The 15,153-nt window shown below is 42.5% G+C and carries 15 protein-coding genes; 5 read left to right on the forward strand and 10 right to left on the reverse strand.

From position 1 onward, the window contains the following. Positions 1-3: 3 nt before the first annotated feature. Complete coding sequence (locus tag M1D52_RS02625) at positions 4-2,466, reverse strand: ABC transporter permease (protein ID WP_437393822.1); 2,463 nt, start codon at positions 2,464-2,466, stop codon at positions 4-6. 279 nt (positions 2,467-2,745) lie between these two features. On the opposite strand from M1D52_RS02625, the gene M1D52_RS02630 reads away from it, so the two are divergent. Further along, complete coding sequence (locus M1D52_RS02630; protein WP_041387938.1) at positions 2,746-4,038, forward strand: ATP-binding protein; 1,293 nt, start codon at positions 2,746-2,748, stop codon at positions 4,036-4,038. Between the two features lie 135 nt (positions 4,039-4,173). On the opposite strand, the gene M1D52_RS02635 is transcribed toward M1D52_RS02630, so the two are convergent. After that, the gene (locus tag M1D52_RS02635; protein ID WP_437393821.1) at positions 4,174-5,280 is read right to left on the reverse strand and encodes an acyltransferase family protein; all 1,107 of its coding nucleotides are present in this window, start codon (positions 5,278-5,280) and stop codon (positions 4,174-4,176) included. Positions 5,281-5,497: 217 nt separating this feature from the next. On the opposite strand from M1D52_RS02635, the gene M1D52_RS02640 reads away from it, so the two are divergent. Together M1D52_RS02640 and M1D52_RS02645 are read left to right on the forward strand one after the other, a co-directional pair. Continuing rightward, entirely contained in the window at positions 5,498-6,367 is an 870-nt protein-coding gene (locus M1D52_RS02640) for a helix-turn-helix domain-containing protein (protein WP_377611709.1), read from the forward strand. A gap of 98 nt (positions 6,368-6,465) precedes the next feature. Continuing rightward, positions 6,466-7,983 carry an acyl-CoA dehydrogenase family protein gene (locus tag M1D52_RS02645; protein WP_437393820.1) on the forward strand — a complete coding sequence of 506 codons (1,518 nt, stop codon included), beginning with the start codon at positions 6,466-6,468 and terminating at the stop codon, positions 7,981-7,983. Between the two features lie 34 nt (positions 7,984-8,017). Here M1D52_RS02645 and M1D52_RS02650 read toward each other — a convergent pair whose 3' ends face one another. The 8 genes from M1D52_RS02650 to M1D52_RS02685 form a co-directional block, all read right to left on the reverse strand. Next, the gene (locus M1D52_RS02650; RefSeq protein WP_437393819.1) at positions 8,018-8,587 is read right to left on the reverse strand and encodes a carboxymuconolactone decarboxylase family protein; all 570 of its coding nucleotides are present in this window, start codon (positions 8,585-8,587) and stop codon (positions 8,018-8,020) included. 12 nt (positions 8,588-8,599) lie between these two features. Further along, positions 8,600-9,451: an AraC family transcriptional regulator gene (locus M1D52_RS02655; RefSeq protein WP_437393818.1), complete on the reverse strand. Its 852-nt coding sequence runs from the start codon at positions 9,449-9,451 to the stop codon at positions 8,600-8,602. A gap of 55 nt (positions 9,452-9,506) precedes the next feature. Further along, entirely contained in the window at positions 9,507-9,968 is a 462-nt protein-coding gene (locus M1D52_RS02660) for a thioredoxin family protein (RefSeq protein ID WP_437393817.1), read from the reverse strand. A gap of 1 nt (position 9,969) precedes the next feature. Next, entirely contained in the window at positions 9,970-10,677 is a 708-nt protein-coding gene (locus tag M1D52_RS02665; protein ID WP_437393816.1) for a peroxiredoxin-like family protein, read from the reverse strand. Positions 10,678-10,705: 28 nt separating this feature from the next. Next, the gene (locus M1D52_RS02670; protein WP_437393815.1) at positions 10,706-11,245 is read right to left on the reverse strand and encodes a carboxymuconolactone decarboxylase family protein; all 540 of its coding nucleotides are present in this window, start codon (positions 11,243-11,245) and stop codon (positions 10,706-10,708) included. Between the two features lie 66 nt (positions 11,246-11,311). Continuing rightward, positions 11,312-11,908, reverse strand: coding sequence for a spondin domain-containing protein (locus tag M1D52_RS02675; protein ID WP_437393814.1), 597 nt, complete (start codon positions 11,906-11,908; stop codon positions 11,312-11,314). A gap of 168 nt (positions 11,909-12,076) precedes the next feature. After that, complete coding sequence (locus M1D52_RS02680) at positions 12,077-12,724, reverse strand: spondin domain-containing protein (protein WP_437393813.1); 648 nt, start codon at positions 12,722-12,724, stop codon at positions 12,077-12,079. Between the two features lie 189 nt (positions 12,725-12,913). Then, positions 12,914-13,132 (reverse strand): hypothetical protein, encoded by a 219-nt coding sequence (locus M1D52_RS02685; RefSeq protein WP_437393812.1) that lies wholly within the window; start codon positions 13,130-13,132, stop codon positions 12,914-12,916. 262 nt (positions 13,133-13,394) lie between these two features. Between M1D52_RS02685 and M1D52_RS02690 the strand changes: the two genes are divergently transcribed. Together M1D52_RS02690 and M1D52_RS02695 are read left to right on the forward strand one after the other, a co-directional pair. Then, positions 13,395-14,423: a sensor histidine kinase gene (locus M1D52_RS02690; RefSeq protein ID WP_437393811.1), complete on the forward strand. Its 1,029-nt coding sequence runs from the start codon at positions 13,395-13,397 to the stop codon at positions 14,421-14,423. Further along, the gene (locus M1D52_RS02695) at positions 14,420-15,127 is read left to right on the forward strand and encodes a LytR/AlgR family response regulator transcription factor (protein ID WP_437393810.1); all 708 of its coding nucleotides are present in this window, start codon (positions 14,420-14,422) and stop codon (positions 15,125-15,127) included. Before M1D52_RS02690 ends, M1D52_RS02695 begins: the two co-directional genes overlap by 4 nt. Positions 15,128-15,153: the final 26 nt, after the last annotated feature.

Genomic DNA, 15,153 nt, shown 5'->3' on the forward strand with positions numbered 1-15,153 from the left:
ATACTATTCACTCCTCAAGCTTTTTACCGGATTGGCAACGGCCGCTTTGATTGCCTGAAAGCTGATGGTTAGAAGGGCTATAACTACGGCCGTCAATCCGCCAATGGCAAACAGCCACCAACTAACATGGATTCGATAGGCATAATCCTGCAGCCATTGGTGCATATAGTACCAGGCGATAGGAGTGGCTATAGCAAAGGCGATAGCAATCAGTAAGATAAATTCCTTTGAAAACAAATAAACAATGTTACCTGTACTGGCTCCCAGTACTTTACGGATACCTACTTCCTTGATTCGCTGCACGGCCATAAAGGAGGCTAAACCATATAGGCCTAAACAGCTCAGGAAGATGGCAATAGCGGCAAAAATTTTATATAGGACAGCTAATTGATTTTCCTGTTTGTAAAAGTCTCCAATTTTTTCGTCGAGAAACTTATATTCATAAACGTAATCCGGAAATGCCTGCTCCCATATTTTTTTGATCGCTTGCATGGTGGATGAAATATTGGAAGTTGTTAGCTTTATTCCTGCCTGACGGTACATGGTGCTGTTTGTTGCCATAAGTAAAGGCGCAAGATGGTGGTGAAAAGACCGATCGTTAAAATCTTTCACTACACCAACAACAGGGCATTTTATGACGTCGCCAAACATGCTTATTTCTTTACCCAATATTTCTTCGGGGCTTTTTAAGCCCAAACTTTTTACCAGCGCTTCGTTCACCAGGAATTCCCTTGTCATGCCGGAGGCTTGCAAGTTTCTTCCCGCTATCAGCTGTAATTGATAAGCGGGCACATATTCATTATCGACGAACTTGGTTATGGCCTGGAAGCCTGCCTCTTTGATTGCATGGTCAAATTTTAGTTCGGTCCATAAATCATTATCATTTTCAGCCGGTGTATGGGAGCTGAAACTTACCGCCTGCACACCATTTACAGACAATAATTGCTGCCTTAAATAATCCGTTAATTTGGTGCCGGTGCTATCGGGGCGGAACGGAATGTTTACAATAGCTTCTTTATCGAAACCCAAAGGCTGATTCATGAAAAAATTCATCTGCTTCACAATGACCAATGTGCCGATGATCAGTGCCTGTGCAATGATAAATTGAAACACAACGAGCGCTCGTCTCAGTGAAATGCCCTTTGTGGTACTTGCCGTAAGTTTGCTCTTTAAGGCATTAACCGGATTAAAGCGGGACAATACCAGCGAAGGATAAAATCCTGCCAGCGCAGTTACCACTAGGGTTACCGTTAGGAGAAATAAGATAACAGAAGGGCTGCCGAGTATATTAAATGGCAGGGAAAGTTCAAGCAATTGGTTGATAGATGACAGGGCCAGTACGCTGATAAGGCTTGCAAGTACGACAGCGAAGCTAACGATCAAAAAGGTTTCAACGATGAATTGGATTTGCAACTGCGATTTATTGCTACCTAAAACCTTTCTTACGCCGACTTCTTTGGCACGGTTTACCGCTTGGGCAGTAGAAAGATTGATAAAATTGACGCAGGCAATTAACAGAATAAATGCAGCGATTAACCACAATACATTGATCAGTTCGCGACTGATGGTTTTGTTGCTGTAATTGCCTGTTTGTGTATCATAATGCACGGCATCCAATGGTTGTATAAGGTAGCTGTCCTTATGATCGGGCGCTTGCACCTTTTGCGCGTAATCACTTAATTGCTGATTAAAATTGTCGACGGCTATATGAGGAGGCAATAGAACGTAGCAACCAAATTCAGGTGCTGTGGCCTTCCAATCAGGAATCTGCAATCCGTATTGTTCATCGCCGGTAAAATCCGTTCCGAAGGCAATGACGAGCTTTAGCTGGAAATCTGTATTAGCTGGTATATTGGCGAGGATGCCGGAAACTTTCAGTGCGACCGGTGGGGATTGAAACAAGCCTGCGCCGACGCGATACGATACGATTATTTTGAGACTTTTGCCGATGGGTGTCTTCCAATCGCCGAAGTATTTTTCTGCAATCTCTTTGGTAAGTAATACATGGTTCGGATCTTTCAGGGACGCATACGAACCGGCAAGTAGCGGAAAATCAAAGATGTTGAAGAACGAGGGGGTTGTATAAAACACACCACTCTGCTCTTTAAAACTCTTCACCGGATTTCCGTTTACGTCTAATACCTGTAACTGATCATGATGGCTTGCATAGATCGGTGCCACCTGTTCTAATTCGGGGAAGGTTGTCCGTAATCCTTTGGGCAGCGGAAAGGGAACGCCTTTTCCATACGATACACTGGCTGCATCTGTTTGGGGATATTCAGTTAATACACGATAGATACGATCTTTTTTGGTATGAAAATTATCGAAGCTCGTCTGAAATTGTATAATGATAAAAATCAGCATGCAAACGGCAATACCCACAGCCAAGCCAATAATATTGATGGCTGCGTAGCCCTTATTGCGAAGGAGGTTGCGACCGGCTATCTTAAAATAATTCTTAAACATATTAATACAATTTAAACAAGTGATTTCCACACTTCAATCTTTGTTCCAAACAGTTATATTGCTTATTATTAGTGTATTATAGCGATTTTGAGATGCGGTAATTGTAACGATAGCGAACAGGAAAGTGTTCGTTATTGTTACAACTTGCGTTGATCATAAAAACAGCTTCTGTGCATCATGAAGGTTAAACTCCTACATAAAAATGTGTTGTACAACAAAAAGTCGTACGTAAAAATGTTGTTAAAAACAAAAAGTCGTACGTGTTTTGTATATTTGTATATGAAACGACAAGCACTTGTATATCTGGAAGCATGGAAAAATAGCCATAACCGTAAACCTCTCATCATTCGTGGTGCTAGGCAGGTAGGAAAAACTTGGCTGATGAAAGAATTTGGAAAATTAGCTTATGAACAGGTCGCTTATATTAACTTAGAAAGTAATGCCATTGCGAGAAACCTTTTCGATGCTGATTTTGATGTTCAACGTATTATAACTGGAATTCAGATCGATACGGGTGTGATGATCGATGCGGGGAATACACTACTGATCATCGATGAGATCCAGGAGTCTTCAGCAGCGATCACTGCCCTAAAGTATTTTCAGGAAAATGCTTCACAATATCATATTATCTGTGCCGGTTCGCTATTAGGCGTCGCACTAAATCGGCATACGTCTTTTCCGGTCGGGAAAGTAGATTTTCTTGATCTTTATCCACTCAACTTTCATGAGTTTCTGGATGCTGTACAGCAAACGCCATTAAAAGAGCTGTTGTTAGATAAGAACTGGGAACTTATACAAAGCTTTGCTCCGAAATATATCGAATTGTTACGCACCTATTATTATGTCGGAGGTATGCCTGAGGCCGTTTCTGTTTATTCCAAACAACGAGATATTACTGAAGTTAGATCAATCCAAAAGCGGATCTTGTTGGCTTACGAGCAAGATTTTTCTAAACATGCTCCTCATGATATCGTCCCTCGTCTTCGAATGCTTTGGAATTCAATTCCTGCGCAACTCGCAAAGGAAAATAAAAAATTTGTTTATGGAATTATTCGTCAGGGTGCGAGAGCCAAGGACTATGAACTGGCACTCGCTTGGCTTATTGACTGTGGCCTGGTAAAGCAGATCTTTAATGTCTCTAAACCGGCAGTGCCGCTTAAAGCCTACGAAGATTTCAACGCTTTTAAATTATTTATGGTTGATGTGGGCTTATTAGGGGCAATGACGGATCTCGACGCACGCACCTTGTTGGAAGGTAATGCAATTTTTCAAGAGTTTAAAGGAGCGCTCACAGAGCAATATGTAGCACAACAATTGATTACACGGAGCGACCTAAATATATATTATTGGTCTGCACAGAATGCGCGGGCTGAAGTTGACTTCTTAGTGCAACTGTCAGGTGAAATCATTCCGATAGAAGTGAAAGCTGAAGAAAATTTACAGGCTAAAAGCTTGCGTGTTTTTTATGATAAATTTCGACCCAAGCGGGTTGTTAGAACTTCCATGAGCGCGTATCGTAAAGAAAGCTGGATGGATAACATTCCCTTGTATGCAATTCTTGATTTTTCCTGATTAACCCATTTAACTCCTACATAAACATGTGCTGAACAACAAAAGTCGTACGTAAAAGTGTTGTTGAAAACAAAAAGTCGTACGTGTTTTTGTAAAGCAGCAAGAGGTAACACATCGCAGGTTAATAAAAGAAAACTATAATTTAAAAAAGATACGTTTCTGATAAAGCCAATAGCATAGATACCATTCGCAAAACAGCGTAGCAATAGCAACAAGGATAGCCGTTGGATCAGCCGATAAACCGAGGAGGTGAAGCCCCCCGCCGACAAATAGATGCACGATGCCATTGAACCATTGCTTGCCAACGGTTTCAAAAAATAGATAGATGAAAATGGGGTTCAAACCAACCACCACAAAAATCCAGGCACCTGATTGGTATCCTTTAACATCAATCAACCACCGGAAGAAGGCAAGTATAGCCAATATATAGCCACCGGAGACGAATACAAAACCGGGCGTGCTGATGCGTTTGATGATAGGGCTGAGCAACGTCCAATCTAGCATATAACCTATGAGCAGACAGCTTAGGGAAGCAAGGATTAATTGCTTGCTTTTTGCCACATCGTTGGAGACGCTTGATAGGACTTTTCCTGCAAGGACACCCCAAATGGTATGGGCGGCGGTTGGGATGAAGTTGATGGTTACCCAACCACCATCGTTATCTTTGCCCATTACGAGCATATCGATGTAAGTGCCGAAGTTTTTCCCCAATACGAAAGGCTGATCATATCCCGGTATGGTGGTAAAACGATAAAGGATATCGGTAAGCAGCAGCAAAAAAAGACTGAATAGCAATTGCTGAAGAAAAGACCAACGGATGATCAGATAAGCGATGATCGTTGTAAAAGCCAATTGGGTTAGTACGTTCCAGAGTTCCCAAACGAGTTTGCCACTGTACACGCAATGCAAGGCAACGCCACAAAGGAAAAGCTTTGCCGAACGCCAAGCAACGCTTTTAAAGTGCGCTGACCAGCTGACACCAGCGGCTTGTTTACGTTGAAAGGACAGATACAGTGAGGTACCGGCAATGAACATAAAGGCGGGCTGCACCAGATCCCAAAAATAGAGCCCATGCCACTCGTGATGAAAAAAATGATGTATGATACCCTGTGGCCATCCGCTTGAATAGGTTGAGGATAAGGCCGTATAGAGCTCGCAACTTTCCGCGGCCAATAAGATCATAATGAGCCCGCGCATGACATCGAGCGATAGAATCCGTGTTTGAACTTTTTTTTCTTCCATCTGATTTTGGCTTCTTTTCTGCAAAACATGAAGATTGCGAGTACCTGATATACTACCTTGTTACAGTAGCGTTTGTAATTGGCTTTTGGTATTAATACTTACAATGCTAAAAAAAGTATTTAATGTAAACAACTATTTTGGGAACGCAACCGTTTGTCTAATTTGAATGATTAGGGGATTGCACAAAAGGCCTGCTTTATATAAGTTTGTATCAGCTATGGAGAAACCGGTAAATGCAGATGAGTTTGTAGAACGATTTATGGTGGGTAACATGGATCACCTGCGTTACCAGCATTCGCCGGTAAAGGTGTTCCGCCTCAGCGAAATTGCGCCGTATATCAAGATCCCGGTACCACCCATCCTTTTTGGTTATAATTTGCTGGTGCATATCACCGCGGGTTCTTTTGCACATCAGGTTGGATCTAAGGTATATACAGTGAAAGCCCCGGCGATCCTTATCAGTACTTATGGCAACATCGCCGCTATCAAATCAGTCGATCCATCGGCAAAGGGCCATTGCGTCTTGATAAACGATAGTGCGATGACCTCCATCTTTCGGGAACAGGAGATTCTGAACATCTTTACCATTTCACCGCTTGTGAATTTAACGGATGAGGAAAGTACGAGGCTCCACCAACTTTTCCAACTGCTTTACGAAGAGCTACATACGCGTGAACCTTATAAAGAGCTGGCCGAAAGCTTGTTGAAATCCCTGCTGCTGAAAACTATTAAACTTTCCGCATCAAACCATAGCCTCAGCCGAATCCAAGAGATTGCTACGCTGTTTAAGCAACTGGTGCATAAGCATTGCCGGAAACAGAAACAGATTGGTTTTTATACCGACAAGCTTGCTATATCGGCCAACTATTTAAATCGATGTGTCTCCATGGTGTACAATAAGTCATCGAAACAGCTTATTCTGGAAGTGTTGGTAATGCACGCACAGCTTTTGTTATTGGAATCGAGCAAAAGCGTGTCGGATATCTGTTATGAACTGGATTTTCAGGATCCGTCTTACTTCTCGCGGGTGTTCAAAAAATTGGTAGGTATGTCACCTACCGAATACCGCCAGTCCATAAAAAAATAATATGCACGATTTGTCCTAATCCTTGCACGGAATCAAACAGGCTTTTGGGTTTCTGATCGGTAGCTTTGTGTGAGTTCATTGTAATAAAACATATACCTATGATCAATACCGCAGAGATTACCCGTGAAGTGCAAAATTTTAACATCTTTATAAATTCGTTCAGGAAGCGTTTAGCCAGCTTGTTTAACACTGAACATGACTATAATGCCCTCAGTTTGAAAAGGGGACTGCCACCTGGTTTTTTAAGTGAAATCATGGATATGCAGCCGCTTGCCGTGGCTATTCCCGAAAACTATGGTGGCCGTGGCATGAAGGTGAAGGAGTGTTTGTGCGTATTGTCTGCAGCGTCTTATGAGTCCTTATCGCTCTCGCTTATTTTTGGGATTAATATTGCCCTATTTTTGGAGCCTTTTGCAAAATATGGCCATGTGGCTGCACAGGAACGGGTTTTTAGGCGATTTTTGGAAAACAAGGCGATGGGAGGTTTGATGATTACGGAACCGGATTATGGTAGTGATGCACTTAATATGCAAACTTTTTATCAGGAAGAAGCAAACGGTTATCGAATTAAGGGCGAAAAACATTGGCAGGGTTTAACGGGCGCAGCTGACTTTTGGTTGGTAGCGGCACGGAAAAAAAATGAACAGGGCGAGTTGGTTCGGGATATCGACTTTTTCTTCACCGATAATGCGCTTGCTGAACAGCAGATCGACGTCAAAGAGCGTTATAACAGCTTAGGCCTATATGCTATTCCTTATGGCTTGAACCTTATTGATGTGGAAGTGCCGGCTACGCAGCGTCTGCTTCCGGAAAGTACAGGGCTTAAGTTGATGTTGGATACCTTGCACCGTAGCAGGTTGCAGTTTCCGGGCATGGGTATGGGCTTTATTAAACGATTGCTGGATGAATCATTGCTGCATTGCAAAACGAGGGTAGTTGCAGGCCAGCGTTTGTACGAATTGGATGCGGTGCAATTTCAGCTATCGCGCATTCAGGCCGCCTACACGATCTGTTCGGCCATGTGCTCGTACAGTTCTAAAGTTAGCTCGATTGAACAGGATGTTTCGGGCAACGGTGTGGATGCGAACAGTGTGAAGGCATTGGTGACCGACTTAATGCAGGAGTCGGCACAGATAGCACTGCAACTGGCCGGGGCCAATGGTTACCGCTTGGATCATATAGCGGGTAGAGCAGTAGTGGATAGCCGACCTTTCCAGATTTTTGAAGGTTCGAATGAAATGCTCTATACACAAGTGGCTGAATCGGTTGCCAAACTGATGCGGAAAAATAAAGAGTCGAATCTGCTGCGCTATTTGAAGGGCTATGAACTGACGGCACAGGCTGCCCCTTATTTTGCCGGATGTTTAGATTTTAGCTTTCCCGAGCAACCTAAAAAGCGAGATTTGGTAACGCTTGGCCGGATCATTGCGCGGGTAATCTGTTTCCAGATGGTGGTGGTGTTGCAGGATGCCGGATTTAACCGTGAATTGGTTGATATTACGCAAAAGCATATGGGGATGGATTTGAATATGTTGATTGGACAACTGACCGCTAATAATGATGCCGTACCGGTGATTGATTATGAAGAGGATGCGGCTTGGGCCGATTTCGTTTAAGGCTGGTCCGGTTCGAAATCAAGGCAGAGAGAATTCATTCAATATCGTCATTTTCATCTTCGTCATTTTTTTTAAGTACAGGTGCCTCTGGAAAATCAAGCGGCACTTGCATCGTTTTTGCCATGAAGTTGCTCATATAACTTTCTCCTATGGTTTCTAGGACATCTAATAGATGCTCTTTCGTATAGCCCGCATCGAAGAAGGCATTTAATTCATTGGTGATATTTTTACCTTTGCGTACTGCCATACTTTTTACCAAACGGGCGAGCGTAGCAAGTTTGGTATCGAAATTTGCTTTTCCGTTACGTAATTGCATAATTTCCTCCTCACTAAATCCATTCAGTTTGGCGATCATGGTATGGGCGCTGAGGCAATAAAGCGAATTGTTCAGTTGGGCCATCACGAGGTTAATGGCTTCACGTTCTTTCAAAGAAAGACTGGTTTTCCGACCATGAAAGCGATAGAAGTTTCCAAAGGCATGATTCGAATGCATCATGGATAGATAGAGGTTTGGCACGTGCCCGAGTTTTTCATCAAAATATCGAATATAATTTCTATTTTCCTCACTGATCGCCTGTATGAGGGGCATCTCAATAGTTATCATAGCTTGGCTCTTTTAATCACGCTCTTCGGTTGTTCTGAATTCGGAAATATTATGCCCGGTATGTTGTTTGAAATATTTGCTAAAATGGGCGGGGCTTTCGAAACCGAGTTCATAGGCAATTTCTTTGGCCGACCGATCGGTATAATGGAGGTAGCGTTTGGCTTCCAGGATGATTCTGTTACGAATAAGAACAGAAGGGGCCGACTGTTTTAGCAAGGCAAATACATTGCTTAGGGTTTTGGGTGATTTATTCAGCAGGGCAGCATAAAACTTTACCTCGTGTTCGGTTTTGAAATTTGCTTCCAAGAGAAGGGAAAATTTCCGCACGATATCCATCTTTTCGTCCGGATTCAGCTGATAGCTTTCATGCTGTTGCTTGGCAATACGGGTCACCTTAATGATGACGCGTTTGAGCAGCGTCCGTAGCATTTCTCCCTGAAAATTATCCCGGACCTTTAATTCACGGGAAAAGACATCCGCTAGATGCTCCATTTCGCTTACCTCTTCCGGCTCCAATCGAATAAACATGGGATGCTGAATGCCGTAGAAGAGAAAGCCGACACAACCTACTTCTGCGTCATGATCTACGATGCAATAAAACTCGCGATTGAATTGCCAAGCAACTAGATTTTCCGGATGTTCAAACCGAAAGTGTTGATTGGCTACCAAGGGTAGGATACAGGTTTGGGGCATAATGTATTCAATTTCATCGATGATCACGCGCTGGGACTCTCCGCGATTATAAACGAATGTATTGATAGGAACGGGGTTTCCTTCCCGTATACCCTTCCCTGCGAGCAGTCGGTTGTTGCTATGCATGACAAACCGACCCAATGTTCTGCTTTCGATGTATTCACTGATCATTGTCTACCGCTCAATTTTTATCAAATCTATGGATTATCATGCCAAAATTTCTTTCCTAGCTTTTTGTTTTTGCTTGTTTTCCAAAGTCAACGAGTTTATCACCGGTAACAAAGCCCACTTGCTGCATAAGCAACTTACCTTCGGGGCTGAAGAAGAGCAAAGTAGGATAGGCGCTTACCTGCCACTTTTCGGCTAATTTCGGTCCTTCTCCTTTTTCCATGTCAATACGGTAGTTAATGTAATTGGTATTGTAATAACTTGCCGCAAGGGCCTCTTTGAAGGTTTTTGATTTCAACAGTTTACAAGGTGCGCACCACGAGGTATAAGCGTCAACGAAGATATATTGACCACTCTTTTTGGCTCTTGCCATTACATCTTTCCATTTACCTTCTGTAAACCGGATTTCGCTTTCCGTTGTCATCACTTTTTCTTTCATTTGAGCAGCGAGCTTGGCCGGCAATAGCAAGCAAAAAGGGATGATCAGGATACTGCTTAAACAGATTTTTATGTTCTTCATATTATAGTTCTTTATAGAGGGTTTGTGTTACAGCTTTTAATAGTTCTGTACTGAGCCTTTGCTTGAAATCGGGATTAATGTACTCATAGTGTATTTTGCCACTTTTATCGAGGATAAAGACGGAAGGTACGGGTAATAGGAGCTCTTGATCCATACCACCGCTGGTTTTGGGCAACATTTCCCAATACGCTTTCGGAGCCTTAAAAGCTAATCCGAATTGCTTGGATGCATTTAAATCGGCATCGGAAAGTAGGGTATAACCCAGATGCTTTTCTGTTGCAGATGCCTGTAACCCTTCCGGACTGTCCGTACTAATTGCAATTAACTGATAGCCCATTTTTTCCAACTCGGGCATTAATTCTTGCAACGCGGCGAGTTGTTTGCTGCAGTACGGGCACCAGCCACCTCGATAGAAAACAAGTATGGTGGGTTTAGTCGCTACCGCCTGATGGAGTTCGAAGTCTTTACCGGAAACATCTTTCAGTGTGATCATCGGGATTGTTTCGCCTGTCAGTAACGGACTGATATCTTCGGGTGACTCAGGAGCCTTATACATCAAATCCGTCCCCTCCTTTTTCATCATTTTCTCATCGCCCTGCATCGAATTTTGACCGAAGGTATGCGTTGCTATGATTGCACTCATCATCGACAAAAGACCCACTTTATAGATCAAACGGAAAGACTTTCCTGTTGTATTCTTCTTTTTCATTTGTAAGTTAAATAGCGTTCTACTTTATTTATACGAGTTCTTTGGCCAAGGGAAAGTCGACAGGTACCTCGGTTACGGCATGGAGTAAATTGCTGATTGTTCTATCACCAATTAACATAATTAAATCAACGAGGTTTTCTTTGGTATAACCTGCTTCAAAAAAGGCGGTCAACAGCTTAGGATCAATCTGCCCCTTTTTTTCAGTGATCTCTTTGGCGAGTTTTACCAGGGCATCTAATTTCGGATCGGAAGGAATAGTTCCACCCCTAATGGCCAGGGCCGCATTTTCTCCAATGCCTGTTGACCGTGCAATGAGGGTGTGGGCGCTGAGGCAGTAAATGCAATTATTCACCTGACTTACTACCAGATTGACAGCCTCTACTTCTCGAGGGCTAAGAGAGGTGGAACTATCTTCTAAGGAGAGATAAGCTTCTAATGCATGTTCAGAATAAGCCATTACATTGTAGAGATTGGGGATTTTACCATAGGATTTTTCCATCTTCTCGAAGAGCTTTTTATTTCTTTCGGAGACTTCTTCTTTTGTTAAAACATGGAATGCATTTTTCATTTTTATTATTTTTAATGATGGGCGAGATGCATTGTTACAAGCTCACCCATCGCACTAAGCATTGATTTATTGGAGCGTTACTTTGATAATATGATTGATTGCGGGTAATGTGGTAAATGCATTGGGATTGGGCACTTCTTGAATAGGTTCGCTTTCTTCCAGCGGAGTACCTGCCAAATTGAACTGGGTGATACCGGCTCCGGGGAATTGATTGACGGCCGTCCCGTTATCGAATAAGCCTATTGTGGTAGAGATATCTCCTTTTTGAGTAGCATCTACACCATTATCTTTACTGGCGAAGAACCAATCGTTCGATAGTCCGTACATCGTGGCAATTGCCAGCCGATCTCCTTCGGCTATACTCAATTGTTGCGAGACACTGCTTCCTGCCTGTTCTCCTACTTTTGGTAACAACACCGTTGAATTGGCAGCCGGTAAAACGTAAACGGCTTTTACACCCTCAACTGTTTTGAGATGATCGGCCAATATGCTGGCGTCTCCTTGTTGGGCAAGCTCTTTTAAACCTTGTCCGCGATCGTTTTCGCCGACTTTGTAAATGGGATTGTCTATATCCTTGTATACGACAACCAATATTGGCGATAAGGGGGTGAAAATGCCGGTTTGACTTTGGATATATTCGCCAAGCACGCTGTTGTCGCCCATCTCTGCAATGTTTGTTAAACCATTCGCGCTTGGTTTACCGGATTCATACAAGGGTGTCGGACTTAAAAGATCGCCTCCAGCAATGTAGGAAATTGCCCATACACCTGGACTGAAGGGGGTTGGGTTGTTGGTGTTTCCGGAGGTATTGTTGATGGTGAGCGTAAAGGTTCAATTACCTTCATACTGCAGACTGACATTCATCAGAGCCGAGGCGGCGGCATAAGTGTTACCCTGTGCATCGGTGCCTGCAACTTCGGTGATATTTTGAGTAGCTGTTTCTGCGGTACCTGGATGACTTACGGAAGCACCGGGTACTTGATTGATACGGGTACCGTTATCCCATAGTTTGATCTGGTCAGATACATCGCCTTCAATAGGGGTGCCGTCTTCTTTGTAAAGAGTAATGCCCGGATTTGCGGGTGCAAAGAATAAATCATTGGACCAGCCGTACATGGTGGCAAAGGTGAGCGCTTGCCCTTTTGCTGCTGAGAATTGGAAGGATAGGGATTCTCCGGGCATAATCACCGGCGCAGAGCCTTCATTTTGAAATGTTCCAGATTCAACCAAGGGGCGAGAATCTAATACGTTTTCTACCGTGATGGTAGAGGGTACTCCCATTTGTGACCCCTTGTCGTCATCTTTGTTGCAAGCCGCAAACAGGATCGGCAAGGCTGCCAGTGATAACCATACTAATTTTTTGTGTTCCATAATCCATGTCTTTAATGTTAACAAAACAAAGGTAGATTGGAGCAAAGCCCTGAGTGATACCTGTATTTCCCGTAGATATGTCTGTATTTCCCGAATGCTGTGGTTCACCGGAGGAAATTGTTAAGTATAAGCTGCTTAATTATCCCTTCAAAAAACGGTAACTATTATGCTTTCCTTATCGATGGTGGTGATTGCCGGTATGATTGGCATGAACATCAGAATCTTGTTAAGGCTTGGTTTAGTGAAGAATAGTTTTGGCAATGGGCTTCTCTTTTGAGCGCGAGTTCCATTCACCAATTACTTTCCTATTTGTGAGCTGCCCCACATACGTAAGGGGTTATCTGCCGTGATCATTAATCGATCAGCCTCTGCTTTTGGGGACTTATTGTCTGCAATTACCTGAAGACCTCGCTGATTATGTTGCATTCTCGCATTCGTACTTTCAGAAGAACAGTTGTACAGTACGATGGCGTAGATGAATATGAAACCTAATGCAAGTTTACGAGCGATTTTCATAGTTGCTTGTTAATTTCTTACCTACACGGAGTCGGTTTTGGTTTGTCATGTGATCGAAGTTTTGTGTTAGAGCGTGGGTTTAAGCTGCTCAACCTCATGACAAAATTTGGTGTTTTTTGACAACCGACAGAAGAAAATCAACAAGACCGGACTTTTTTTGCTACCGTTTACCGTTATTTTTCAATGCTTCATCTATTGAATAAACTGCAGTAAGCATTGAAAATGATTGGAAATCAGGCATCAACTTGATACTTTTGGGGCCATGACAAAGGTGTTTAGCAAAGACGTGCCTGTTAATCAACTACAGCTAGTGATTTGGCTTTTTATAACCGCTATTACAAGTTTTTCCTATTTCATGTATGCCGAACCGATAAGGTCTCTCGTTTTTGGCTTTATGAATATATTTTCTTATTTCATTATCGTCAATGTAAATGTATACTACCTCATTCCACGTTTCTATAAGCGTAATCATAAGCTGCTTTATCTTACATCGGTTTTACTACTGCTTTTGACTGTTTGTTGGGCCCGTGTTGCGTTCAGGTCTTATTTTTATGCTAGGTTTTATCCACAAGAGCAAGACACAAGCACGAGCATGGAAGTTTTCGTCGCTTTATTAATCCCTTCTATATTGGTTTATATAATAAGCTGCATACTTCGGGTGGCATTGGACTATTTTGTTTTGCATCGTGAGCAGGAACGATTGAAACAGCACTCAGCTGAAATGGAGTTAAAGCTGCTTAAAGCGCAAGTGCAACCTCATTTTCTATTTAATACGTTGAATAACATTTATTACGTAGCCCAACAGCAGTCGCCGGAAACAGCAGCACTATTAAGTAAGCTCTCTAATATCATGCGTTACTTTGTAGATACAGGGCAACAACAATTTATTCAGCTAAACGAGGAGTTGAACTTTATTTATGATTATATTGATCTGGAGAAAATGCGTATGCGCTACCCGCTACAGACAACTATCAGGGAAAAAGGGATAGTCAATGGTATACAAGTACCTCCAATGCTGATTATTCCACTCGTTGAAAATGTATTTAAGCATGGTATCGATAAGCGTAGTAAGACCAATGAACTCTTTCTGCATATTAATGTAGAGGTTGAAAGCTTGTCTATAGACGTGCGTAACCGGATCTTTAGGCCATCGGTAAACAAAACAATGGGGGTAGGTCTGCAAAATCTTCGTTCGCGATTGCAGTTGCTTTACAAAGACCAATTTCGATTGGATATTGTTGAAAAGGATAATTATTACTTTGCCACATTAAATATACCGCTATACACATGATCAATTGCTTAATTGTGGACGACGAACCCAATGCTGTGAGTTTATTGGAAGACTATATCCTGAAAGTGGATTTTCTGAACTTAAAGCAGAAATGCTACGATGCTTTTGAAGTAGTGACTTTTCTCAGAAATAATAAAGTCGACTTAATTTTTTTGGACATCAATATGCCTAATATATCCGGGTTGGAGCTGGCTTCTATGCTGCCGAAAGACCAGTGTATTATTTTTACGACAGCCTATTCGTCACACGCCATGGAAGGTTATGAGTACAATGCCATTGATTACCTATTAAAGCCTATAACTTTTAAGCGATTTATGCAAGCGATTCGTAAAACGGAAGGATATTTCGCTCTCCGGCGCCCGGCCGGACTTAAGGAGCTCACGTTGTCAGATGATACGATCTTCATAAAATCCGGAAAGCAGATAATGAAAATGAGATCCAGGGATATACTTTATTGCAAAGCAAACAAGGAGTACGTCAATATCGTATGCATCAACGAAAGCGTCCTTATTTATAGGCGCATGAAACAACTGGACGAGCAGTTACCGCCAAACTTCATACGTATACATAATTCCTATATCATTAACTTGGATCACTTGGAGAAGATTGTGGATAATCAAGTCTTGATCCGACAAACAAAGTTGCCGATTAGTACGGGGTATAGAGAACAACTGCTCGCTTTGATCTCAAAAAAATTGTTTTAGATGCAGCGAATTTCTTGGGAGCTAAA

Source organism: Olivibacter sp. SA151, assembly GCF_054130995.1.

Excerpts from the sequence above, each read along its gene's own strand:
- M1D52_RS02625 (WP_437393822.1), bottom strand. The coding sequence starts at position 2,466 with ATGTTTAAGAATTATTTTAAGATAGCCGGTCGCAACCTCCTTCGCAAT.
- M1D52_RS02630 (WP_041387938.1), top strand. The coding sequence starts at position 2,746 with ATGAAACGACAAGCACTTGTATATCTGGAAGCATGGAAAAATAGCCAT.
- M1D52_RS02635 (WP_437393821.1), bottom strand. The coding sequence starts at position 5,280 with ATGGAAGAAAAAAAAGTTCAAACACGGATTCTATCGCTCGATGTCATG.
- M1D52_RS02640 (WP_377611709.1), top strand. The coding sequence starts at position 5,498 with ATGGAGAAACCGGTAAATGCAGATGAGTTTGTAGAACGATTTATGGTG.
- M1D52_RS02645 (WP_437393820.1), top strand. The coding sequence starts at position 6,466 with ATGATCAATACCGCAGAGATTACCCGTGAAGTGCAAAATTTTAACATC.
- M1D52_RS02650 (WP_437393819.1), bottom strand. The coding sequence starts at position 8,587 with ATGATAACTATTGAGATGCCCCTCATACAGGCGATCAGTGAGGAAAAT.
- M1D52_RS02655 (WP_437393818.1), bottom strand. The coding sequence starts at position 9,451 with ATGATCAGTGAATACATCGAAAGCAGAACATTGGGTCGGTTTGTCATG.
- M1D52_RS02660 (WP_437393817.1), bottom strand. The coding sequence starts at position 9,968 with ATGAAGAACATAAAAATCTGTTTAAGCAGTATCCTGATCATCCCTTTT.
- M1D52_RS02665 (WP_437393816.1), bottom strand. The coding sequence starts at position 10,677 with ATGAAAAAGAAGAATACAACAGGAAAGTCTTTCCGTTTGATCTATAAA.
- M1D52_RS02670 (WP_437393815.1), bottom strand. The coding sequence starts at position 11,245 with ATGAAAAATGCATTCCATGTTTTAACAAAAGAAGAAGTCTCCGAAAGA.
- M1D52_RS02675 (WP_437393814.1), bottom strand. The coding sequence starts at position 11,908 with ATGGGCGACAACAGCGTGCTTGGCGAATATATCCAAAGTCAAACCGGC.
- M1D52_RS02685 (WP_437393812.1), bottom strand. The coding sequence starts at position 13,132 with ATGAAAATCGCTCGTAAACTTGCATTAGGTTTCATATTCATCTACGCC.
- M1D52_RS02690 (WP_437393811.1), top strand. The coding sequence starts at position 13,395 with ATGACAAAGGTGTTTAGCAAAGACGTGCCTGTTAATCAACTACAGCTA.
- M1D52_RS02695 (WP_437393810.1), top strand. The coding sequence starts at position 14,420 with ATGATCAATTGCTTAATTGTGGACGACGAACCCAATGCTGTGAGTTTA.